Raw genomic sequence first — 23797 nt, 5'->3', positions numbered from 1 at the left:
GGAATCAATGGATAAAATCACCTATCCAACAGGCGTCGAAAACCATGGTGGCAGTCTGCGCATCTGGTTTAATTTTAAAGGTAAGCGTGTCAGGGAAAACTTCGGTGTTCCTGACACCGCTAAGAACAGGAAGATCGCCGGGGAGCTTCGGGTTTCGGTATGCTTTGCCGTCCGCACGGGGAGCTTTGATTATGCTGAACGGTTTCCTGATTCACCTAACCTTAAAATTTTTGGGTTGGGCAAGAAAGAAATCACAGTGAAAGAACTCGAAGAGAAGTGGCTGGATCTGAAAAAGATGGAAATCAGCGCGAACGCGCACAAAAGGTATGAGTCGGTCGTGGCAGTTGTTGTGCCGCTGATTGGGGCTAACCGACTGGTGACGGCAATTGAGAAAGAAGAGTTGCTGTACATCAGGAAAGAGCTTTTGATGGGTTATCAGTGCGCTGTAAAGGGCAGGATTCCCGTTAAAGGCCGTAGCGCGGTCACCGTCAACTACTACATGACGACTATCGCCGGAATGTTCCAGTTCGCAGCCGATAATGGATACATAAAGGCAAATCCCTTTGATGGGTTCAAACCATTAAAAAGAGCCAGGGTGGAGCCAGACCCACTTAGTCGTGATGAATTCATCCGTCTGATAGGTGCATGCCGGCATCAGCAGACGAAAAACATGTGGTCACTGGCGGTGTACACGGGTGTTCGTCACGGGGAACTGGTTTCCCTTGCATGGGAAGATATCGACCTTGAAGCGGGTACAATAACAATTCGCCGTAATTATACAAAGCTGGGCGAGTTCACACTACCGAAAACTGACGCCAGTACGGATAGAGTGATACACCTGATTCAGCCAGCCATTGATGTTCTGAGGAACCAGATGGAAATGACCAGGCTCGGGCAGCAGCATCACATCAATGTGCAATTGCGTGAGTATGGTCGAACGGCGAAGCACAGGTGTACTTTTGTCTTTAACCCCAAGATGGTCAGGCGAAGTAAAGATGTGGGGATTATCTACAAGGTTGATTCGCTTGGCGACTCATGGGATGCAGGGTTAAAGAAGGGGGGACTCAGGCATAGAAAAGCTTACCAGTCGCGCCACACTTACGCGTGCTGGTCACTGGCGGCCGGGGCCAACCCAAGCTTTATAGCCAGTCAGATGGGTCACGCTAGCGCACAAATGGTTTTCAACGTGTACGGCGCATGGATGGCAGACAATAACGCAGAGCAGATCGCAATGCTGAATCAGAGGCTAGGCAATTTTGCCCCATTGATGCCCCATAGACCACAAACCAGCAGCAGAGGACTATTAAAATCAGTCAGTTAAACCACCATACCCGACATGTTAACTGCGTGGAGGGCAACACGACGCTGTACGCCCTGCCAAAAGCCGAAATAGTCGACCGCTGGCTGGCGCAAACGGATGATAATTTTCGCTTCTGCTTTAAATTTCCGGCCACCATTTCGCACCAGGCAGCGCTTCGTCATTGTGACGATCTGACGCTCGAATTTTTCCAGCGGATGGCACCGCTTGACGGGCGAATTGGGCAATACTGGCTTCAGCTTCCGGCTACTTTTGGCCCTCGAGACCTGCCCGCGCTGTGGCATTTCCTTGACGGGCTGCCGAAGATGTTTCACTACGGCGTTGAAGTTCGCCACCCGCAATTTTTCGATAAGAGTGACAGCGAGCGGCAGCTCAACCGCGGCCTGCATGAGCGCGGCGTGAACCGAGTGATCCTCGATAGCCGACCGGTACATGCCGCCATACCGCACAACGAAGCGGTGCGAGAAGCTCAGCGTAAAAAGCCCAAAGTCCCGGTACATGCGGTAGTGACCGCCGAGCAACCGATGGTGAGGTTTATCGGCAGTGACGACATGGCGCTGAACCAGGCCATGTTCGCGCCGTGGCTAGAGAAACTGGCACAGTGGCAACATTCCACCACGCCTTATCTGTTTCTGCACACCCCGGATATCGCCCAGGCGCCAGAGCTGGTGCATTCGCTGTGGGAAGCGCTGCATTCCGCCCTTCCCGAGCTGGGTTCTACCCCGTCGATTCCACAACAATCTTCTCTTTTTTGACATTCATACCTATGATAATGAGTAGCCTCTGCCAACCTAAAGGGAGTTTGTATGGTTAGCGCGCTGTACGCCGTACTCGCGGCGTTGTTACTGATTAAATTTTCCTTCGACGTGGTTCGTCTGCGCAGACTTTATCGTGTCGCCTATGGCGATGGCGGCTTTAGCGAGCTGCAAAGTGCGATTCGCATTCACGGTAATGCGGTGGAATACATTCCAATTGGCGTCGCGCTTCTTTTGTTTATGGAGATGAACGGCGCAGAAACCTGGATGGTACATATCTGCGGCCTGATGCTGCTCGCCGGTCGCCTCATGCACTACTACGGTTTTCACCATCGCCTGTTTCGCTGGCGACGCTCTGGCATGATTGCCACCTACCTCTCACTGTTGCTAATGGTGCTGATGAATCTGTGGTATATGCCGTGGGAGTTGGTTTTCTCGCTGCTTTAGCGCACAATACGCCGTTTTTATTTTTCCGGATTTAACCTTATGTCTGACCGCGATACGCTTTTTTCTGCACCGATAGCCCGCCTCGGCGACTGGACCTTCGATGAACGGGTTGCTGAAGTTTTCCCGGATATGATCCAGCGTTCCGTCCCCGGCTACTCAAATATCATCTCAATGATTGGCATGCTGGCCGAGCGTTTTGTGCAGCCGAATACTCAGGTATACGACCTGGGCTGCTCGCTGGGGGCCGCGACCCTTTCTATCCGCCGCAACATTGCCCACGACAGCTGCCGGATTATCGCTATCGATAATTCCCCGGCGATGATTGAACGCTGCCGTCGCCATATCGATGCCTATAAAGCGCCGACGCCGGTTGATGTCATTGAGGGCGATATTCGCGATATCGAGATTCATAACGCTTCGATGGTGGTGCTGAACTTTACGGTGCAGTTCCTTGAACCCGCAGAGCGTCAGGCATTACTGAACAAAATCTATCAGGGGCTGAACCCCGGCGGCGCGCTGGTGCTGTCCGAAAAATTCAGCTTCGAAGACGCGACCGTCGGCGAGCTGCTGTTCAACATGCACCATGACTTTAAGCGCGCCAACGGCTACAGCGAACTGGAAATCAGCCAGAAGCGCAGCATGTTGGAAAACGTGATGCTGACTGACTCCGTTGAAGTGCATAAAGCCCGCCTGAGTCAGGCCGGTTTCGAACACAGCGAGCTGTGGTTCCAGTGCTTTAACTTTGGCTCTCTGGTCGCACTGAAAGCAGGAACCCCGGCATGATCGAGTTCGGCAATTTTTATCAGCAAATCGCCAAAAGCCCGCTTTCCCACTGGCTGGAAACGCTGCCTGCGCAGATTGGCGCCTGGCAACGCGATCAGCACGGTCTGTTTAAGCAGTGGTCCAACGCAGTGGAATTTCTGCCTGAAATCCAGCCGTGGAAGCTCGACCTGCTGCACAGCGTGACGGCTGAAAGCGAAACGCCGCTGAGCGAAGGTCAGGTGAAGCGCATCGATACGCTGCTGCGCCACCTGATGCCATGGCGTAAAGGGCCGTTTTCGCTGTATGGCGTGAACATCGATACCGAATGGCGCTCTGACTGGAAGTGGGAGCGCGTATTGCCGCACCTGTCTGACCTCAGCGGCCGCACCATTCTCGACGTAGGCTGCGGCAGTGGTTATCACCTGTGGCGCATGATTGGCGCGGGCGCACATCTGGCGGTGGGTATCGACCCAACCCAGCTGTTCCTGTGCCAGTTTGAAGCGGTGCGTAAATTGCTGGGTAACGATCAGCGCGCGCATCTGCTGCCGCTGGGCATTGAGCAGCTTCCGGCGTTGAAAGCGTTTGATACCGTCTTCTCAATGGGCGTGTTGTACCACCGCCGTTCACCGCTGGAGCACCTCTGGCAGCTTAAAGATCAGCTGGTCAACGACGGCGAACTGGTGCTGGAAACGTTGGTGGTTGAAGGCGATGAAAATACGGTACTGGTACCGGGCGACCGCTATGCGCAGATGCGTAACGTCTACTTTATTCCGTCGGCGCTGGCGTTGAAAAACTGGCTGGAGAAGTGTGGCTTCGTTGACGTGCGTATTGCCGATATGAGCGTGACCTCAACCGAAGAACAGCGTCGCACCGAGTGGATGGTCACCGAGTCGCTGGCCGATTTCCTCGACCCGAACGACCCGAGCAAAACGGTTGAAGGCTACCCGGCACCGCTGCGCGCGGTGTTGATTGCGCGTAAGCCTTAACGGTTGCGCCGTTCCCGGCGGCGCTGCGCTTGGCCGGGCTACAGGTTCGTACCCAACGCCGAGGAAATATGACAGCGATTCGCCTAAATATTTCGCTCTGCAACAAGGCGGCGACGCAGCGAGTCCCCGGGAGCGTACATCAGTACGTGACTGGGGCGAGCGAGGAAAGCCAACGCAGTCGCAGAGTGAAATATGACGGCGAAAAAAAGGCCCCTGTTTAATGGGCAGGGGCCTGGTACAAGCAAGCATCATATTGGGCGAATATGACACGCGGTAAAAAACTTTTAGCTACACGTGGCGCTCAATGATTTCCCGCATTGCTGCTACCGCCGCGCCATCGACGGTATAGCGAGAATACTCATCAGCTTCAGGATCCGTTGACATTGAAAGTCCGGAGTTGCGATAACGCATTTCGGAGGGCACCCATTGCCCGGCTGAACTGTGTACTTCTTTAACACCGGCGTCGAGGAACAGAGCAAGGTTGCTCGCTCTTACACCCGCACCAGCCATAATAGTTGGAGTATCCCTTCGACCAATAAGTTCCCGAATTAATAAAATACCTTTCTCCGCCGACGGTTGCTGACCGGAGGTGAGCACCCTCGCAATGCCTAATTCCGCAAGCTGTTCAAAGGTCTGCTGCGGATTCGCACACATATCAAAGGCGCGATGGAAAGTCACCGCCAGTGGGCCAGCCGCGACCATAATCTGGCGCATCCTCGGAATATCCACCTGCCCTTCTGGGTTCAGCACGCCAATCACAAAGCCGGGATAGCCCAGCGAGCGAATCTGACGCACGTCTTCCAGCATGGCGGCGAACTCACCGTCGGTATAACAGAAATCACCGCCTCGGGGCCGGATTATCGGGTGGACGGGAATCGTTACCCGGTGACGCGTGGCTTTCAGCACACCGTAAGAAGGTGTCAGGCCGCCCTCAAGCGGTGCCGCACACAGTTCAATACGATCCGCCCCGTTCTGCTGCGCGATAACCGCGCATTCCGTGCTGTAACAGCAGATTTCCAGCAATGCCATAGTTCTCTCCGTTTGATTCAGCGAAAGATCATGCCACCGTTCCCATCTGCAGACCCGGCGTTAGTTCACATTGTTACATTGGCTGCTCACTGGCAACAATTTCTTCAATCGTCCATGGATGAAATTTTATCGTGACCTTCCCGTCGGTAACGGCCATCGTCGGGTTCGGTAGACGTTCGCGTTCGCCTTTTGGTGAACTGGTTTTCACCGAAATGCCCGGCTGGCTCAGCCCATCATCGGAGAGCAGCGCCAGCGCGCGCGCGTTTAGCCCTTCCGGTTCGCCCGGCAGAACGATTTCAATATGTTCCCAGCCTTCGTGCGGGTAGCGCTTTTCGCCCGGCCACGGCAGCTCAATCACCGTAAACTGCCAGTGGGCCACGCATACCGGCTCCTCAAGTTTGAACAGGCAAATAGGTCGGCCGTTGATGATATTTTCCGACAGCAGCGTGCCACACTGCTCAAACCCGCGGCGCCAGCGTTCGGCGGTGGCGTTTTGATGGCAGCGCAGCGAAATATGATCGGCATTAAGCGGCGTGATATCCAGCCCTAGCCGGTGGGAAAGCGCCGCCAGTGCGTCAGTAAAACGTGGGAGATCTGCAGAAATATCCTGCAGTTCCGCGATAGTCTGCCAGTTTGCCATTTCAGCCCTACTCTTATTACATGAAAAGGCTAATCTACCCTGTTGTTCTCTCTGAACCAACCGTTCAGGCGCATGAGCGATTAATCCCTGCTCAGGCAACGTTTTTTCAAGGCACGAGAGGATGGCCCAGTGCTGACGGCATCAGGCAAATGCAGTATACTCCCGCCTTAATTTATCCACACCTGGCGCTGAACCGTGCAGGTTGCAGCGTCTAAAACGTAAGGTATTCCGGTGAATATTCAGGCTCTTCTCTCAGAAAAAGTCAGTCAGGCCATGATTGCGGCAGGCGCGCCTGCCGATTGCGAACCACAGGTTCGTCAGTCAGCAAAAGTACAGTTCGGCGACTATCAGGCAAACGGCATGATGGCAGTGGCCAAAAAACTGGGCATGGCACCGCGACAACTGGCAGAGCAGGTACTGTCTCATCTCGATCTGAACGGCATTGCTAATAAAGTCGAGATCGCCGGGCCAGGCTTTATCAACATCTTCCTCGACCCAACCTTCCTGGCAGAGCACGTTAGCCAGGCGCTGAAAAGCGACCGTCTGGGCATCGCGCAGCCAGAAAAGCAGACTATCGTCGTGGACTACTCCGCGCCAAACGTGGCAAAAGAGATGCACGTCGGCCACCTGCGTTCCACCATCATTGGCGATGCTGCCGTTCGTACGCTGGAGCTGATGGGCCATAAAGTTATCCGCGCTAACCACGTTGGCGACTGGGGCACCCAGTTCGGTATGCTGATTGCGTATCTGGAAAAGCAGCAGCAGGAAAACGCGGGTGAAATGGCGCTGGCCGACCTCGAAGGTTTCTACCGCGAAGCGAAAAAACACTACGACGAAGACGAAGCCTTCGCCGAGCGCGCGCGTAGCTACGTCGTGAAGCTGCAAGGCGGTGACGAATACTTCCGTAAAATGTGGCGCCAGCTGGTCGACATCACCATGACCCAGAACCAGCTGACCTACGATCGCCTGAACGTCACCCTGACCCGTGATGACGTGATGGGTGAAAGCCTCTACAACCCAATGCTACCGGGTATCGTAGCGGACCTGAAAGCTAAAGGTCTGGCGGTTGAGAGCGAAGGCGCAACCGTGGTGTTCCTGGATGAGTTCAAGAACAAAGAAGGTGAGCCTATGGGCGTCATCATCCAGAAAAAGGATGGCGGCTACCTGTACACCACCACCGATATCGCCTGTGCGAAATATCGTTACGAAACCCTGCATGCCGACCGCGTGCTGTACTACATCGACTCCCGCCAGCACCAGCACCTGATGCAGGCGTGGACCATCGTGCGTAAAGCCGGTTACGTGCCAGATTCCGTGCCGCTGGAGCACCACATGTTCGGTATGATGCTGGGCAAAGACGGCAAGCCGTTCAAAACCCGTGCTGGCGGTACCGTGAAGCTGGCGGATCTGCTGGACGAAGCGCTGGAGCGCGCACGCCGCCTGGTCGCAGAGAAGAACCCGGAAATGCCAGCAGACGAGCTGGAAAAACTGGCCAACGTCGTCGGTATCGGCGCGGTAAAATATGCGGATCTCTCCAAAAACCGCACCACCGACTACGTGTTCGACTGGGACAACATGCTGGCCTTCGAAGGCAACACCGCGCCGTATATGCAGTATGCCTATACCCGCGTACTGTCTGTGTTCCGTAAAGCGGAGCTGGAAGAAAGCGCTATTATCAACGCCGAAGTGACCATCACCGAAGACCGTGAAGCGCAGCTGGCCGCTCGTCTGCTGCAGTTCGAAGAGACGCTGAACGTCGTCGCTCGCGACGGTACGCCACACGTGATGTGTGCCTACCTGTACGATCTTGCGGGCCTGTTCTCTGGCTTCTACGAGCATTGCCCTATCCTCTCCGCCGAGAATGAAAGCGTACGTAACAGTCGCCTCAAGCTGGCGCTGCTGACGGCGAAAACCCTGAAGCTGGGTCTGGATACCCTGGGTATCGAAACCGTCGAACGTATGTAATTACTTCGAGTGATATAAAAAAGCCCGCGCATGTCGCGGGCTTTTTTTATTCTCCCGAATGCACCCCGTGTAGGCCTGATAAGCGAAGCGTCATCAGGCGGCCAGTGCACCTTGCCGGATGGCGGCGTAAACGCCTTATCCGGCCTACGCCCACTGCAATTTGTTACAAATCACAAGGATTGACACATTTTTCCAGAGGGATGGTACATTTTTTATCTGTCATGACGGTGACCGCTCCGTATCATTAGGCGGCTTAAACACTGGGTACCGTAATGACTTTTAGAGACTATGAAGCGGAGCGAAAGCTCTTCCTGCGCCGCGCGCTCGTGGCCTTTGGCCTGGTGGTCGTCTGCTTTGGCATACTGATTTTCAATCTCTACCATCTGCAGGTTGAAGAACATAGCTACTACACCACGCGTTCCGATGCTAACGACATCAAGATGCTGCCGGTTGCGCCGACGCGCGGCATTATCTACGACCGCAACGGTATTCCGCTGGTAAAGAACGTCACCTGGTACGATATCTCCGTCACCCCCTACAAAATCGACGATATGGACGCGCTGCTGCGTGAACTGTCACCCATCGTTGACCTGACCCCTGACGACATTGACCAGTTCCATAAAGCGCTCAAATCCAGCAGCCGCTATCGCCCGGTGGTCTTAAAAAACGCCCTCTCCGACGTTGAAATTGCCCGTTTTTCCGTTAACCAGTTTCGCTTCAGCGGCGTGACGATAGACAGTTATGAAGACCGCCAGTACCCGTACGGCGCTGAACTGGCGCACGTGCTGGGCTATGTGTCGAAAATCAACGATACCGATCTCAAAACGCTGGATAAAGAAGGCATTGCGGAAAACTATGCTGCTGACCATAACATCGGCAAGCAGGGTATCGAGCGTTACTACGAAAACGAGCTGCACGGCAAAACCGGCTACCAGGAAGTGGAAGTCGATAACCATGGACGCATCGTTCGTCTGTTGAAGGACGTGCCGCCGGTCGCCGGTAAAGATATCCACCTGACGCTGGACCTACACCTGCAGGAGTACATCGAAAGCCTGCTGGTCGGCCAACGCGCAGCGGTGCTGGTCGAAGACCCGCACGATGGCTCAGTGCTGGCGATGGTCTCCAATCCCAGCTATGACCCAAACCCGTTTGTGAAAGGCATAAGCTACAAAGATTACAACTCGCTGCTACAGGACAAAGACCTGCCGCTGATTAACCGCGTCACCCAAGGCCTCTACCCGCCGGCTTCGACGGTGAAGCCGTATATGGCGATGTCGGCGCTGCTCGACGGCGTGATCACCCCGCAAACCAGCTTCTTCGGCGCGCCAACCTGGACGCTGCCCGGTACTCAGCGCCACTACCGCGACTGGAAAAAATCCGGCCACGGCATGCTGGACGTCACCAAAGCGATTGAAGAGTCCGCCGACACCTTCTTCTATCAGGTGGCATACATGATGGGGATTGACCGCATCCATAATATGCTCAGCCAGTTTGGCTACGGCAAGCCGACCGGGATCGATCTGGATGAAGAGTACACCGGCCTACTGCCGAGCCGCAGCTGGAAAGAGAAAGTGCATAAGAAAGCCTGGTACCAGGGCGACACGATTTCTGTCGGCATCGGTCAGGGCTACTGGATTGCCACCCCGATTCAGATGGTGAAAGCAATGGTAGCCCTGCTCAACAATGGCCGCGTGATCCCGCCGCACTTGCTGAAAGATGAAGAGTCCGGCAAGACGATTATTCCGTATCAGCAGCCAGCCAATGAACCGCAGATTGCCAGCGCCGCCTCGCCGTACTGGAATCTGGTACGTCAGGCGATGTTCGGCATGGCCAACGCGCCAAACGGTACCGGCTACAAGTTCTTCCATACTGCGCCTTACGGTATTGCCGCAAAAAGCGGGACTTCACAGGTGTTCAGTTTGAAAGAGAACCAGACCTATAACGCGAAGATGATCCCAACGCGCCTGCGCGACCATATCTTCTATACCGCCTTTGCGCCGTATAAAAATCCGAAGGTGGCCGTTGCGCTGGTGCTGGAAAACGGGGGAAGTGATGGTGTGGTCGCGGCTCCGGTTATGCGCCAAATCCTCGACCATTTATTTGTCCCTCAGGACGGCCCACCGCTGCCGCCGTCCCAGGGATAAGTTGACGTGAACGTCGGGTGCATGAATTAGCGCCCGGCGGATACTGCTTCGACGACAACCGGTGATTCATCGTTTTTGAACAGCGGGCTGTTACCCCAACACTCTTCATAGCGATGGCCGACCAGGTCTTCTATCACCGCGCGCACTTCCGGCGTGATATCTTCCAGTCTGCCGCCCGCCTTAATACGCGCGACTTCCTGAAGCACCACTTTGTGAGTTTCGCGGTCCAGCTTCATCTGTTTACTGAAGACTATCGCCATCAGCGCCAGCAGCGCCACGCCGCCACAGAATACCACCGCAATCGCGTTCACCGCGCTTTCGGGCTGGACGTGTGCTTTCGACTGGAAGCCGTAGTAGCTCAGAATAGCCCCCATTACAAACACAATAATCGAGCGCAGAATCTTGCCGGAGAAAGTCATCGCCCCGGCGTAAATCCCCTCGCGGCGACGGCCGGTATAAACTTCATCCACGTCGGCCAGGAAGGTGTAAACCGTCCACGGAATGTAGTACACGCCGCCGGTACCCAGACCGAAAAGAATCGTTATCCCAAACATCAGAATGGTCGCCAGATGCACCGGCAGATGGAAGAACCACAGTGAGGTATAGAGGAAGACGGCGAAAATCACGATGCAGAGCGCAATAATATACGGCTTGCTGAAGCCTTTTTTCACGCACAGGCCGATAAACAGTGCGGTGGAGATCAGCTGCAGGATAGAGTTCAGGCTGTTCAGCCCTGCCACCATCGCCGGGTCGTGCTGCAGTACGAAAATAACAAAGTAGGTAAAGATAGACGCGAACAGCCACTCGGCGCCAAAACCGCACAGATACATGCCGAGGTGCTTACGGAACACGCGCAGGTAGAAGGTAGAGCGCATGTCTTTCGCCAGCGACACAAGCGTATGCAGCAGGGTCGATTTGACCTGAGCTTCCGGTTCTTCTTCACGCGGACGCTCCCAGCTGTTGTACCACAGGCAGGCTACCGCCGCGATGAGGATTGCGCCGTAGGTCAGGCCGGTCAGGAAGAACGGCGTAGCGGAGTCTTTACCGTAGATGAGGATAAACTGCCCTGGAATAAATGCGGCGAGGAAGTTGGCCAGCTTGCCGAAAATGGCTTTATAGCCGGTCAGCTTCGATCGCAGGGCGAAATCATCGGTCATTTCGGTGGCCAGCGTTTCGTATGGCACCATCACCGAGGTGTAGATAATCTCAAACATCACGTAGGTGGCGAGGTAGTACCAGAAGCTCAGCCCTTCCACCCATAGCAGCGGGTAGAACATCATTAATGGGATGCCGATAAGCAGGAAGAAACGGCGGCGGCCAAAGCGTTTGCCCAGCGCGGTTTTACCAAAATTATCGGTGAGATACCCCATCAGCGGGTTACTGATGGCGTCAATGACGCTGGCTACGGAGAAAATGAACGCTGCCTCAATCAGCGTCAGACCACAAAATGTGGTATAGAAGTACAGAAGCCACGCGCCGCTGATCGCCAGCGCGCCGCTCCCCAGGAGGTTTCCGCCTCCGTATGCCAGTTGATGGCGCAGATTGACAGGTCTTCCCTGCAGCCCGTGGGGGGCTGAAGCCGCATTTCTTGCCATAAAAATAAACCTCGTGTTTTATAATTTTGAAACACTGTTTTTATATTCTTATGATGAATGATGAAATGTGAGCTATATCACCAATGTCATTACGGCTATTAGCCATACGCAAGGAATGGGATCTGGTTAAAATTTTTTTATAACCAAAAGTAAAAAATAACAACTTTGTTTGATTGAAAGGGCAATAAAAAACCCGGCCATCTGCATAGCCGGGTTTTCAAAGCGCTAAAGGTTAGAAGAACTTACGCAGATATTCCGTCAAGCACAAAATCGCCATTGCCTGGCCGTACGGCATAGAGGTCAACGGGATTTCACGATAGAAATCGAGGTTTGAGCCCATCCCGGTGCCGAAGGACGTTTGCAGTAGTTCCCCTTCCGGCGAAACGTGCTTCACGATGCCCTTAATGGCTTTCTCCGCGACGACGGCATATTCCTGACCAACATAGCGTTTACGTACCGCTTTCAAAATACCGTAGGCAAAACCGGCGGTCGCCGAGGCTTCCAGGTAAGAATTCGGGTCATCCAGCAGCGTATGCCACAGGCCGCTGTCGTCCTGACATTTCGTCAGCGCGGCAATCTGCGCATTCAGCACCTGCACCAGATAACGACGCACCGCGTTGTTCTCCGGCAGATCCACCAGCTCAAGGAAGTCTGGAATCACGATGGTCAGCCAGCTATTACCGCGCGCCCAGCGGGCGTTGGCAAAGTTATGGTTCCCTTCGTAGTTCCAGCCGTGGAACCACAGCCCGGTTTCTCTATCCATCAGGTTCTGCACGTGCAGCAGGAACTGATATACCGCTTCTTCAACGTAGTCCGGACGATTCAGCAGCTTGCCAATTTTTGCCAGCGGCAGAACGGTCATCATCAGGGTGTCATCCCACATCTGCTGATGGTTTTCTTCCGCGAGCGTAATATGCTGCATGCCGCCGTGATCGGTGCGCGGCATCTCGTTCATTGCCCACTCAGCCCAGGTTTCCAGCCATGGCAGATACGCCGGATTACGCGTTTCTTCATAGCGATAGGCGAGCGTCAGGAACGGCGCCATGGTGTTGACGTTTTTAGTGGTCGCGCCTTCGGCAAAGCGGTCGGCAAACCAGCTATCGATGATGTCGCGCATGGCGACATCGCCGGTCTGCTGATAGTACTGATAGATGCCATACAGCCCCACTCCGTGCGTCCATTCCCAGCCTGCCCAGCCTTTGGTATCGATGACGCGACCATCGTCCAGGCGCAGCAGAAATTGACCTGTCTCATCCTTGATATTCACCAGATTGTTCGTCACCGTCTGAATCAAGGCTTTCAGCTCTTCCCGGGAGATAAAACGCTCCGGTTGACGTAATAATGGGCTATGTTTGACGGGCCAAACTTTCATATTTCTAACCTCTGTTGTAAGTCGAATTCAATGTTGCCGCCTGCTTCAGTGAAGGTGCAGCAGGTTTATTGCGATTCAGATAACCAATATTGTTGTTGCCCCACAGGCACTCATACGGCATACCGGCCAGCATCTCTACGGTGGCACGAGCCTGCGGCGCGACGCTCTCTGGTACTACATGGCCTGCTTCACGCATTTTTGCCGTTTCTTCGCGCAGCACGCCGTGAGTGGTCAGATTCAGTTTAAAGCGCAGAGAAACCAGGAAGCCCAGCGTCAGCACGATGATGGTACCCATGCTGAGGATCATCAGAATGGTATGGCTCACCTCAGCAGGCTGTGTTTTCTGCCCAGAAACAAAGCCAGAAAGCTGCATGATGATCCCCACCAGCATCACCGCACCCGCCTGAGAAGCCTTGCGCGTGAGGGTCATGATGCCCGCGAAGATACCTTCACGGCGCTGGCCGGTGACCACTTCATCCACATCGGCAATATAGGTGTAGGTGTTCCACGGCACGTAGTTGATGCCACCACGGCCCAGACCCGCAATGGCGGAAATCAGCAGCAGCAGCGAATAGATATCGCTCAGTCCGGCATAGTAAAGCGCAGCGTAAGAGAAGGAACCCAGGCCAAACAGAACCACCACCATGCGGTAAGACGGCGCCGGTCCAAAGCGAATGCACAGCGGGATCATGGCAATAACCGCGATGAACTGGAAGATAGCCATGGTGCCCAGCAGGTTAGAGGCCACTGAAGCTTCCTGCATCAGCACAAACACCACGTAGTAGGTAAAGACGGCGTTAAACACGTCCTGAGCGATATAGCCGCCAAGATACATACCCAGATGCTGGCGGAAAATCTTAATGCGCAGCGTCGAGGAGAGTTCGATGAACAGACGGCTCATGCTCTGCCCGAAGGTCAAGTGCTTTTTCTCAGCTTCAGCCTGCAGCGCCGCCGCGGTCCACTCTTCACGCGGGCGTTCCCAGGTAAAGAACCAGACGAAGGTCAGCATCAGCGCGCACAGCACGGAGAACACCAGGCTTGCGTAGAAGAAGGAAATCGCGTTGTCCTTACCAAAGTGAGTCAGCAGGATGCCCGGCAGGAAGGAGGCCAGAATCGCTGACATCTGTGCCATACCGATACGCGCGCCGGAGAATTTGGTCTTCTGTTTGAAATCGTCGGTCATTTCCGGCACCAGCGTTTCATACGGCACCAGAATCATGGTGTAGACCACATCAAAGATGAGATAGGTCACCAGGTAGTACCAGAAGCTCATCTCCCCTATCCACATAAAGGAGTAGCTGAACACGCAAGGAATGCCGAGCAGAATAAAGAACTTACGGCGACCAAAGCGTTTACCGAACCAGGTCGAACCAAAGTTATCGGTTAAGAAGCCCATTAGCGGGCTGACCACTGCATCCAGAACCCTGGCGGTAGCAAAAATAAAGGTGGCTTCAATGGGAGATAACCCACAGAAGGTGGTGTAGAAGTAGAGGAGCCATGCGGCGGTCAGCGCAGTGGTACCTGCACCGAGAAAATCGCCCGAACCGTAGGCGAAGTAATTCACCAGTCCTATTTTTCGCGTTCTATTCATTGCCGTCAATCCTGTGCCTTTTATTATTGGAACTCCTTCGGCGCGCTAGAGCTTCACCAAAGGAGTACTGACACGGCTACAGTAAAAGTATGCGTAAAGGGATACCTTCCTATTTCTGCCAGCACAGGCGTGGGATTGGCAAAAATGCAAAGAGTCGTGGCATATGCGTCACTGATTTATAAAACAACGTTTCTTTACGATCAAAAGGAAGGACCAGAAATGCGACATCGCCACCGGATTGCGGTGGCGATTGGTGAAATGTGCGGCAGTTAGCGGTAGTTGACGATAATTTGTATGCTTTGAACCTTCAAAGCTGGAATTAACCGCCCTCCACCGGGAACTTCCCAGATGAAGCGAAACGGTTCCGCCGCGGATACCTGGCTGAATGCCATGGTAGTACCGCTCTGGGCATCAAGTTCAGTGCAGCGGGTTAGCGAACAAAGCCGGGTGCGCAATCCCGCAGGCGTTGGGCCATTAAGCTCATAGCGCCAGGCCACCAACGTTGTTGCCCCCTGAACAGGCTGCGACGAGATCAAGGGGGCTGACGAGGCAGCAACGCCGCGATGGTTAAGCGTAATGCCCATACGGCTCGCCTGCCAGGCTCCCTCACCCGCCGCCTGCGCCATCAGCGGCAAGCAAAGTAATAGCAGTAATCTGCGCATTACTTACCTCCAATGGTTGCCGTCATGCGGATATTACGGTTGTCGGAAAGCTCCATATTTGACAGCACCACCAGCTGCGGCAGGCTACGACGCAGGAATCGTGACAGCAGTGGACGCAGCGCATGGTTCACCAGCAGCACCGGCGGCGCACCGAGCATCTCCTGACGCGACAGCGCCTCCTGGGTTTGCGCCAGCAGACGGTCCGCCAGACCCGGCTCCAGACCACCACCGCCCTGCAGCGCCTGCAGCAACAGACGCTCCAGCGGCGTATCCAGACCTATTACCTGCACTTCGTCGTTCCCCGGGAACCAGCGTTGGGTAATCGCCCGGCCCAGCGCCACGCGCACCACCGACGTTAACTCGCCCGGATCGGTCTGAATCGGCGCATGCTCCGCCAGCGTTTCCAGAATGGTGCGCATATCGCGAATCGGTACCTTCTCATCAAGCAGATTTTGCAGCACCTTATGCAGCGTGGTCAGCGTCACGACGCCCGGCACCAGGTCTTCCGTCAGCTTAGGCATATCCTGCGACACGCGATCCAGCAGCTGTTGCGCTTCCTGGCGACCGAACAGTTCTGAAGAGTGCTGGCTAATTAAATGGTTAAGATGGGTAGCCACCACGGTACTGGCTTCTACCACCGTGAAGCCCTGGATTTGCGCCTGCTCTTTCAGCGCGCTTTCAATCCAGATAGCGGCCAGTCCGAAGGCGGGGTCGGTGGTGACTTCACCCGGTAGCGTCCCGGCTGCGGTGCCGGGGTTAATTGCCAACCAGCGTCCCGGATAGGCTTCGCCGCTGCCAATTTCTACCCCTTTAAGCAAAATGCGGTAACGCGCGGGAGCCAGATCCATGTTGTCGCGGATATGCACCACCGGCGGTAAAAAGCCCATCTCCTGGGCGAATTTCTTACGAATACTGCGGATACGCCCCAGCAGCTCACCGTCCTGCTGGAAATCTACCATCGGAATCAAGCGATAGCCCACCTCCATACCGAGGGTATCTTCAAGCTGTACATCGCCCCAGGTCGCTTCTACCGCCTGAGTACTCGCTTCCTGAGGTTTAGCTTGTTGCTGCGGTTCCGGCGCTTTCATTTCACGACCGCGGATCCACCAGGCCAGACCTAACAGCGCGGCGGTGAACAGCAAGAACACCAGGTTCGGCATGCCCGGAACCAGGCCCAACAGACCCAGTACCCCGGCGCTCAACAGCATGACGCGCGGGTTGCTGAACAGCTGGCCAACCATCTGCTCGCCCACGTCCTGCTCGGTACTCACGCGCGTCACGATAACACCCGCCGCGGTGGAGATAACCAGCGCGGGGATCTGTGCAACCAGACCGTCACCAATGGTCAGCAGCGTATACGATTCCGCCGCTTTACCGAGATCCAGCCCGTGCTGCAATACGCCAACCAGCAGGCCACCGATGACGTTGATGACCATGATCAGAATACCGGCGATGGCATCACCGCGAACGAACTTACTCGCACCGTCCATCGAACCGTAGAAGTCCGCTTCCTGAGTGACTTCAGAACGTCGTTTCTTCGCTTCATCTTCCCCGATGATCCCGGCGTTCAAGTCGGCATCGATAGCCATCTGTTTACCCGGCATCCCGTCCAGCACGAAGCGCGCGCCAACTTCCGCGATACGCCCGGCACCCTTGGTGATAACCATAAAGTTGATGATAACGAGGATGATAAACACCACGATACCGATGGCGAAGTTACCGCCGACCAGGAAGTGGCCGAAGGCTTCAACCACCTTCCCCGCCGCCGCCGCGCCGGTATGCCCTTCCATCAGAATGATACGAGTCGAGGCCACGTTCAGCGCCAGGCGCAGCAAGGTGGTAAACAGCAGAATGGTCGGGAACGCAGCAAACTCCAGGGTGCGCTGGGTGAACATCGCCACCAGCAGCACCATAATCGACAGCGCAATGTTAAAGGTAAACAGCAGGTCGAGGACGAAGGCCGGCAGCGGCAGCACCATCATCGACAGGATGAGCAAAATCAGCACCGGCCCGGCGAGCACCTGCCACTGGGTGGATTTCAGGTTGCTGGGAAGACGCAGCATTGCGACAAGATTAGCCATCAGAGTCCTTCTCGTTCAAAAAATCCAGTGCCTCTGGCACCGGTAAGTTATCCGGTTTTTTCGGCGGCTGACCGCCCGCGAGCCGCCAGCGTTTAAGCTGCCAGACCCAGGCCAGCACTTCCGCCACCGCCGCATAAAGCTGGCCGGGGATCTGCTGACCGATATCCGCATGACGATACAGCGCACGTGCCAGCGGCGGGGCTTCCAGCATCGGAATGCGGTTCTCTTCCCCAATTTCACGAATGCGCAGCGCCACCAGCCCCGCGCCTTTGGCAACCACTTTCGGCGCACTCATTTTGTTTTCGTCGTACTGTAACGCCACAGAATAGTGGGTCGGGTTATTGACGATAACATCTGCTTTTGGGACATCCGCCATCATGCGGCGACGCGCTGCGGCACGCTGCATCTGGCGAATACGCCCTTTCACGTGCGGGTCACCTTCGCTCTGTTTGAATTCGTCACGAATATCCTGACGTGACATGCGCAACTTTTTCAGGTGGCTGTGGATCTGCCAGAAGACGTCGAAACCGACCATTGGGATGATGCCAAGCGCGACTAGCAGCGCGCAAAGGCCAACCATATTCAGCGCGTTGCCCATGGCAGACAGCGGTGACTCACTCACCAGACGCATCATCTGCGGCCAGTGCAGCCACATAAAGAAGCCCGCAACGGTGCCCATCAGCACCGCTTTCATAATGGCTTTTGTCAGCTCCGCCGCCGTTTGTGCGGAAAACATGCGTTTAATGCCCGGCAGCGGGTTAAGTTTGTCGAGCTTGAGCGCGAGGGATTTAGTACTGAACACCAGGCCACCGAGCATCATCGGGGCCACCAACGCCACCGTCACCACGCCGACAATCAGCGGCAGCAGCGCCAGCATGGCCTCTTTGAGCAGCATGATTATCTGCCCGAGGATCAGATTAGGATCGTTCACGATACTGTGATCAAAACGCAGCCCGCCGGAAAGCAGGTTCGCCAGCCGACGCGCAAGGGACTCCCCGCCCAACCAGAGCACACAAACGCCCACCAGCAGCATCAGCACGGATGTCAGCTCGCGGGAACGCGGGATTTGCCCCTCTTCACGCGCTTTTTCAAGTCGTTGGGGTGTGGGGTCTTCTGTTTTGTCGTCGTCGCTTTCTTCTGCCACGGCTGCACTCTCACAATTACGGTCGCGAGTATTATCTCGATGCGCGAGTTTGCCAATACGGGGAATAACGGAATGAAAGTAGAGGAATTCGGGCGTTTATGGATTTTGTAGGCCGGATGAGCGCGGCGCCATACGGCAATCTGCACAAATTAGGCCGGATAACGGCATCAACGCCTTATCCGGCCTGCATGATTAGCGCAAGAACACAACCCGATAACGCCCTGAACCAACCTCAGCGCGATACCCTTCGGCCACCGGCGTAAAGTCGAGACCGTCCGCCTCCAGCAGCGTATGCGCCCTGTCCAGCACCAGCGTCGAGCGGGTATTCGCAGGGATCTCAACCTCGAGGGTTATCGTCTGACTTTCCTGCGCCCCTTCCTGCGTCCAGTGCACGCTGATATCGCCATATACCGAGGCATAGCGCGCTTTCAGCCAGGCCAGATTACCGCCCGGAATCGGGTACAGCACCGAGCGTTTAAAGCCCGGAGCATCTTCTTGTGTATTGATTCCCGCCGCCGCCCGGTACAGCCATTCGCCGATGGCACCATAGGCATAGTGGTTAAACGAGTTCATGTCCGGGCTCCACATGGTACCGTCCGGCTTCACGCCGTCCCAATGCTCCCAGATGGTGGTCGCCCCGGCTTTCACCTGATACAGCCAGGACGGGAAATCGTCTTTCATCAGCAGTTTCCACGCGGCGTCGGCCTGACCGTTCTCACTGAGCGCATGGCAGAAGTATGGCGTGCCGACGAACCCGGTCACCAGGTGACCATCCTGCTCTTCCAACAGCGTCAGCAGGGTTTGCACCGTGCGTTCACGGTAGGCCTCCGGGACCAGTTGGAAGTAGAGCGCCAGAATGTGCGCGGTTTGCGTTCTCGCCGCTAGCCTGCCGTTCGGGGTAAAGAACTCGCGGTGGAAGCTGTCAACAATCGACGCATGCAGTTCCTCGTAGCGTTCCGCGTCCTCCACGTGACCGAGCACTTTCGCCGACTTTGCCAACAGCTGCGTTGACAGCGCGTAGTAGGCCATGCAGGTCAGTTCGTTCGGCGTCGCGCCAAAATAGCTGCCTTCGCGGGCATCCAGCGCCACCCAGTCGCCAAACTGCAGCTTCCACGACCACATATTGTCGACCGCGTTCGCCCGCATAAACTCGACCCACGCCTTCATGCTGCCGTACTGGCGTGCCAGCGTTTGGGTATCGCCATACATTAGATATAGCGTCCACGGATTAATCACCGCCGCATCGGCCCACGCAGCGGACGAATGGGTGCGACCATGTGACAGGAAGCGGTCGTTATCGCATTTACCGGTCAGGATATCGGGGATCACGTGCGGTACCCCGCCTTCAGCCGTCTGATCATGCGCAAGATCCGCCAACCACTTAGCAAAGAAGGTATCCGTCTGCATCAGATAGCTGGCGGTACGACAGAAAATCTGCGCATCCCCCGTCCAGCCAAGGCGTTCGTCACGCTGCGGGCAATCCGTTGGAATATCGACAAAGTTTCCCTTCAGCCCCCAGAGAATATTGTGATGCAGCTGATTAAGCTCTGCATTTGAGGTTTCAATGGAGCCGGTTGGGGCCATCGCTGAATGCAGAACCACCGCCACAAAATCATCAAGTTTCGGCGTTCCCGGCCAGCGTTCAATCATCACATAACGGAAGCCCTGAAAGGTAAAGTGCGGATGATATCGCTCCTCTTCCCCTCCGCGCAGGGTATAGTCAATCCGCTGTTTTGCCGTTCTCAGGTTCGCCAGATAGACGTTCCCCTCCGCGTCCAATACCTCAAAATGGCGTAGCGATACGTTATCGCCCTCGGCCCCTCGCACCTTAAATTCGACCCAACCGCTGAGGTTCTGGCCAAAATCAAGCACCGTTTCCCCCTTCGGCGTAGTGAAGAGTGACCACGGCGCGAGCCGCTCTATTTCCCTTACCGGGCAAGCGGTCTGGGGCTGCAGCACCGCACGGTCCGCGGCAAGTACGCTCACCGCGCGCCAGCCCCGAGCATCAAAGCCAGGTTCACACCAACCGCGTTGTTCGCGGCGCGCATCGTAGATTTCGCCGTCGTAAATTTCGGAGAACAGAATCGCCGAGTCGCTTGCCTGCCAGTCAGCGCCGCTGGCGATCACCTGCTGGTTCCCGTCACGCAGCGTCACCACAAGGTGACAAATAAAACCGGTCTGCTCGCCGTAGTAATTACGGTAGCGGTTAAAGCTCATATCGCCTTTATACCAACCGGCACCCACCATCGCACCAATGGTATTGTCCCCACGGCGCAGACGCTCAGTGACGTCCCAGGTCTGGTACAGAAGATGATGGTGATAGCTGGTCCAGCCCGGCGCGAGCTCATCGCCCCCCACCTTTTCACCGTTGATCCACAATTGATACAGCCCCAGCGCGCTGGCATGAACCACCGCACAGACAATGTCGTTGGCCTGCGGCAAACTAAAATCATGGCGCAGCAGCGTCCCTTTTGAGACGTCCTTCTCCTGCGGCGTTTCCGCGGAGATAAAATCGCCCTGCCACGCTGCGGCAGACAGCCCGGAGATAAATGAAGCTTCTGGGCTCCAGTCGCTTGCCTGTCCGTGATTATCGGTAATCTTCACCCGCACGTAGTAGCGGGTTGAAGGGGCGCATTCGATATCCGGCAGGATGATGTTATTAGAGCGGTCGTCATGAATGTCGCCGCTGTCATACAGCAGTTCATCAAACTGCATCGACGTTGCCAGCTGCAACCGCCAGCTGCGCTGAACAACATTGCGCAGAGCGCTACTGATAGTCCAGCCGAACACCGGGAGCGTTTCGCAACCCGCCAGCGTGGTTTCATAATTGAGCGTTACTTTTTCTACGGCCAACATAGTGATTTCCTCAATGACTTAATTTTTCAGGCTTTTACCTGCATAGTGTCGCGTGAAGAAACGTCGCTCCCGGGCGTGGCGACCATTTCCGTTTCTGCATTGAATTCATTGCGCTGCCTGCCGTGAAAGCAGAGCCAGCCGATGATCATTCCGGCCACGACAACTGCCGTTAGCAGGCAATAGAGAACTATCGGTCCGGCGCTCAGCAGCACCGGCGTCACGAAGGCCAGCAGGCCACAGGTCAAACGCGCCACGCCAACAATCACCCCTTGGGCGGTGGCGCGCAGCATGGTCGGGAACGACTCCTGAGCCCACACTTTCATAATCCCTTCAAAGGCAAAGCCGGTGCCGATATTGGTAAACAGCAAGCAGCAGAACCAGGAGAGAGGAGAAAAATTAAGCAGTACAGGCACGAAGTAACCTCCGGACATCATCACCGCGCCGAAGATGAAAAAGGGAATGCGTTTATCAGTATCCACAATGCGCATAAACAGCAGACCCGATGCCACGCTCACGGGCAGGATAAGCAGCCCCCACAGCGAGTTTGTACTGACCGAAATACCGACAACGTTGACGGCAACAAAGGTGCCAAACTGCCCGCCGGTGTTAGCCGCCAGATTGGTGAAGGTGTAAAAGACGCACAGCGAGAGAAACGGCCACAGATATTTAGCATCAAGCAGGTCGCGCCAGCCGCTTTTCTGGGCGCGAACGGTCGCCACGCCCCGCCGCTGTTCATCACGTGCGGCAAGCCACAGCGGCGATTCGGGAATTGACCAGCGCAGAATCAGCAATACCGCTGCCACCAGACCGACGTGCATATACATGATTTGCGCGCCAATCTGCCCCCAGTCCCCCACCACCGCCGAGATCCCCATCGTCGCGCCGATACCCACCAGCCAGAGCAGATTCGACAGGCCGATAATCTTGCCGCGATTGTCGTCAGAGGCGGCTTCCGATATCGTCGCCAGCGAAACCGGTAAATCGGCTCCCGTCGCCAACCCCACCAGCAGGGTGCCAAGCAGCAAGAAATGGAAGCTCAGTCCAAAGGCTAACGCCAGCGTACCGAGAACGATCATCGCCATTGTGATAATAAAGACATTACGCCGCCCGATACGGTCGCCAAGACGGCCACCGCAGAACGCTCCGGCGGCAATACAGAGGGTTAATAAGCCGGATAAAATGCCAATTTCCAGCGCAGTAATGCCAATGGTTTTTTGATAAATAACCAACGCGGTACCATTAGAAACAATGGCCGCCGAGTCTATATACGATGCCATTCCTGACACCACCCCAATATACCAGGGGCCGGGCGTTTTATTTTTTGCCATGACGAATCCCTTAATGCTGAGCGCGAAAGGAGAAGCGTGCAGAATCCCCTCTCACGACGATTGTTGAGATAAAATTGCAGTCGTTTTATTGTCGTTATTAGCCGAAAATCAGATCCGCGTTAACACGCGAGAATGTAGTTCCCGTTCATGAGTCGGAGAATAATTAAAATATCGTCGGTATGATTCGGTTAATCTGATTCCATTCATAAAACCGCAGCGGGCGGCTATTTCGCTCACCGTTTTATCAGTAGTCCGTAACAGCTCCTGAGCTTTAAGAACCCGAAACAGCATCTGGAATCTTACCGGGGTATAGCCGGTAATGCGTTTAATAAAGCGAAACATCGTGCGTCGCGCGACGCCGCTTTCATCGCTAAGTGCCCCCCAGTCGAGCTGCCGAAGGCTGTTAGATTTTAGCGTCCTGATAAGACTCGCCTGTCCTCTCTCTTCCGCGTTAAGCACCTCCGTCTGGCGTCCGCACTGACAAAGCGTGTTGACAACGTTGAGGAATGCCGCTTCACACTGCGAAAAATAGAGCGCGTCGTAGTCGTTCTCGTTACGAGAAACAATCTGGTCGCTCCAGGCCTCGATGTTGGCCAGCGCCCTCGAGGTCAGGGTGCGGTCGTTGCGTGACTGCAGCTGCGTTTTCACGCATTGCAGCAGAGTGTCGATATGCTGTAAAAAATGAAAGTTATGATTTCTGCGGATTAATATATTAATCACCGAGAGATGATTAGTGGAAACGTAGCTGTGCGTATCATTTTTTGTAACGATAAAGAAATCACCCTTACAAATAAAGTGGACAATATCATTAACAATATGAAACCCGCTGCCATCACGAACAATAACCAGCTCATCAAATTCATGCCCATGCACACCTTCCATTAGCTGATTATTCATCGTAAAAAGGCAAAACGCATGTTGATCCGAGTGAAAAAAATCACTATCCCGTAATATCCGCATGAGCACTCCCGATTTTATTTGGGCAATAACATTCCGACCTTAACTAATAGCAAGGATTAAAAAATAAATATTGTTGCAGGTCTCATTGATAACTATTTAAGCGTAATAATTATGACAAGTCTATATATCGGAGTGGCACTCAGGCGTAAGCCAGCGTGACGC

The 23797-nt window shown here is 55.0% G+C and carries 18 protein-coding genes; 7 read left to right on the top strand and 11 right to left on the bottom strand.

Features of this window, described 5'->3' with window-relative positions; all coding sequences use genetic code 11:
* The first annotated feature begins 7 nt into the window (after window positions 1-7).
* The 5 genes from MY052_RS09515 to cmoB are packed head-to-tail and all read left to right on the top strand — an operon-like array spanning window position 8 to window position 4268.
* On the top strand, window positions 8-1321 hold the full coding sequence (locus tag MY052_RS09515; protein ID WP_248538658.1) for a tyrosine-type recombinase/integrase: 1314 nt from the start codon (window positions 8-10) through the stop codon (window positions 1319-1321).
* Window positions 1303-2073 carry a DUF72 domain-containing protein gene (locus MY052_RS09510; RefSeq protein ID WP_248538923.1) on the top strand — a complete coding sequence of 257 codons (771 nt, stop codon included), beginning with the start codon at window positions 1303-1305 and terminating at the stop codon, window positions 2071-2073. Before MY052_RS09515 ends, MY052_RS09510 begins: the two co-directional genes overlap by 19 nt.
* A 51-nt stretch (window positions 2074-2124) precedes the next feature.
* Complete coding sequence (locus MY052_RS09505) at window positions 2125-2520, top strand: MAPEG family protein (protein ID WP_248538657.1); 396 nt, start codon at window positions 2125-2127, stop codon at window positions 2518-2520.
* Between the two features lie 39 nt (window positions 2521-2559).
* The gene (cmoA, locus tag MY052_RS09500; RefSeq protein WP_035891724.1) at window positions 2560-3303 is read left to right on the top strand and encodes a carboxy-S-adenosyl-L-methionine synthase CmoA; all 744 of its coding nucleotides are present in this window, start codon (window positions 2560-2562) and stop codon (window positions 3301-3303) included.
* Complete coding sequence (gene cmoB, locus MY052_RS09495; RefSeq protein ID WP_035891727.1) at window positions 3300-4268, top strand: tRNA 5-methoxyuridine(34)/uridine 5-oxyacetic acid(34) synthase CmoB; 969 nt, start codon at window positions 3300-3302, stop codon at window positions 4266-4268. The genes cmoA and cmoB overlap by 4 nt, the downstream gene beginning before the upstream one ends.
* A 288-nt stretch (window positions 4269-4556) precedes the next feature.
* Here cmoB and cutC read toward each other — a convergent pair whose 3' ends face one another.
* A complete protein-coding gene (gene cutC / locus MY052_RS09490; protein WP_202217736.1) occupies window positions 4557-5297 on the bottom strand; it encodes a copper homeostasis protein CutC in 741 nt (246 codons plus the stop codon).
* 73 nt (window positions 5298-5370) lie between these two features.
* The gene (locus MY052_RS09485) at window positions 5371-5937 is read right to left on the bottom strand and encodes a VOC family protein (RefSeq protein ID WP_202217735.1); all 567 of its coding nucleotides are present in this window, start codon (window positions 5935-5937) and stop codon (window positions 5371-5373) included.
* Between the two features lie 231 nt (window positions 5938-6168).
* Between MY052_RS09485 and argS the strand changes: the two genes are divergently transcribed.
* Together argS and mrdA are read left to right on the top strand one after the other, a co-directional pair.
* On the top strand, window positions 6169-7902 hold the full coding sequence (gene argS / locus MY052_RS09480; RefSeq protein WP_202217734.1) for an arginine--tRNA ligase: 1734 nt from the start codon (window positions 6169-6171) through the stop codon (window positions 7900-7902).
* A gap of 272 nt (window positions 7903-8174) precedes the next feature.
* Window positions 8175-10046, top strand: a complete 1872-nt coding sequence (mrdA, locus tag MY052_RS09475; protein WP_202217733.1) for a penicillin-binding protein 2 — start codon at window positions 8175-8177, stop codon at window positions 10044-10046.
* Window positions 10047-10072: 26 nt separating this feature from the next.
* Here mrdA and MY052_RS09470 read toward each other — a convergent pair whose 3' ends face one another.
* From MY052_RS09470 to MY052_RS09430, 9 genes are all read right to left on the bottom strand, one after another.
* On the bottom strand, window positions 10073-11641 hold the full coding sequence (locus MY052_RS09470; RefSeq protein WP_202217732.1) for an MFS transporter: 1569 nt from the start codon (window positions 11639-11641) through the stop codon (window positions 10073-10075).
* A 232-nt stretch (window positions 11642-11873) separates the two neighbouring features.
* A complete protein-coding gene (gene bglB, locus MY052_RS09465; RefSeq protein WP_202217731.1) occupies window positions 11874-13013 on the bottom strand; it encodes a beta-galactosidase BglB in 1140 nt (379 codons plus the stop codon).
* 4 nt (window positions 13014-13017) lie between these two features.
* Window positions 13018-14604 (bottom strand): MFS transporter, encoded by a 1587-nt coding sequence (locus MY052_RS09460; protein WP_202217730.1) that lies wholly within the window; start codon window positions 14602-14604, stop codon window positions 13018-13020.
* A gap of 269 nt (window positions 14605-14873) precedes the next feature.
* Window positions 14874-15266: a flagellar protein FlhE gene (gene flhE, locus MY052_RS09455; RefSeq protein ID WP_202217729.1), complete on the bottom strand. Its 393-nt coding sequence runs from the start codon at window positions 15264-15266 to the stop codon at window positions 14874-14876.
* Window positions 15266-17347, bottom strand: a complete 2082-nt coding sequence (gene flhA, locus MY052_RS09450) for a flagellar biosynthesis protein FlhA (RefSeq protein WP_202217728.1) — start codon at window positions 17345-17347, stop codon at window positions 15266-15268. Before flhA ends, flhE begins: the two co-directional genes overlap by 1 nt.
* Complete coding sequence (gene flhB, locus MY052_RS09445) at window positions 17340-18491, bottom strand: flagellar biosynthesis protein FlhB (RefSeq protein ID WP_035895251.1); 1152 nt, start codon at window positions 18489-18491, stop codon at window positions 17340-17342. Before flhB ends, flhA begins: the two co-directional genes overlap by 8 nt.
* Before the next feature lie 192 nt (window positions 18492-18683).
* Window positions 18684-21347 (bottom strand): alpha-L-rhamnosidase, encoded by a 2664-nt coding sequence (locus MY052_RS09440; protein WP_248538656.1) that lies wholly within the window; start codon window positions 21345-21347, stop codon window positions 18684-18686.
* A 26-nt stretch (window positions 21348-21373) separates the two neighbouring features.
* Entirely contained in the window at window positions 21374-22675 is a 1302-nt protein-coding gene (locus MY052_RS09435; RefSeq protein ID WP_202217726.1) for an MFS transporter, read from the bottom strand.
* Window positions 22676-22783: 108 nt separating this feature from the next.
* Window positions 22784-23635 (bottom strand): helix-turn-helix domain-containing protein, encoded by an 852-nt coding sequence (locus MY052_RS09430; RefSeq protein WP_035895244.1) that lies wholly within the window; start codon window positions 23633-23635, stop codon window positions 22784-22786.
* Window positions 23636-23797 lie beyond the last annotated feature (162 nt).

This window comes from Kluyvera ascorbata (assembly GCF_023195735.1).
Lineage (GTDB): Bacteria > Pseudomonadota > Gammaproteobacteria > Enterobacterales > Enterobacteriaceae > Kluyvera > Kluyvera ascorbata.
Note: the sequence above shows the minus strand (reverse complement) of the source record. Positions and strands in the feature narration are given on the sequence as shown.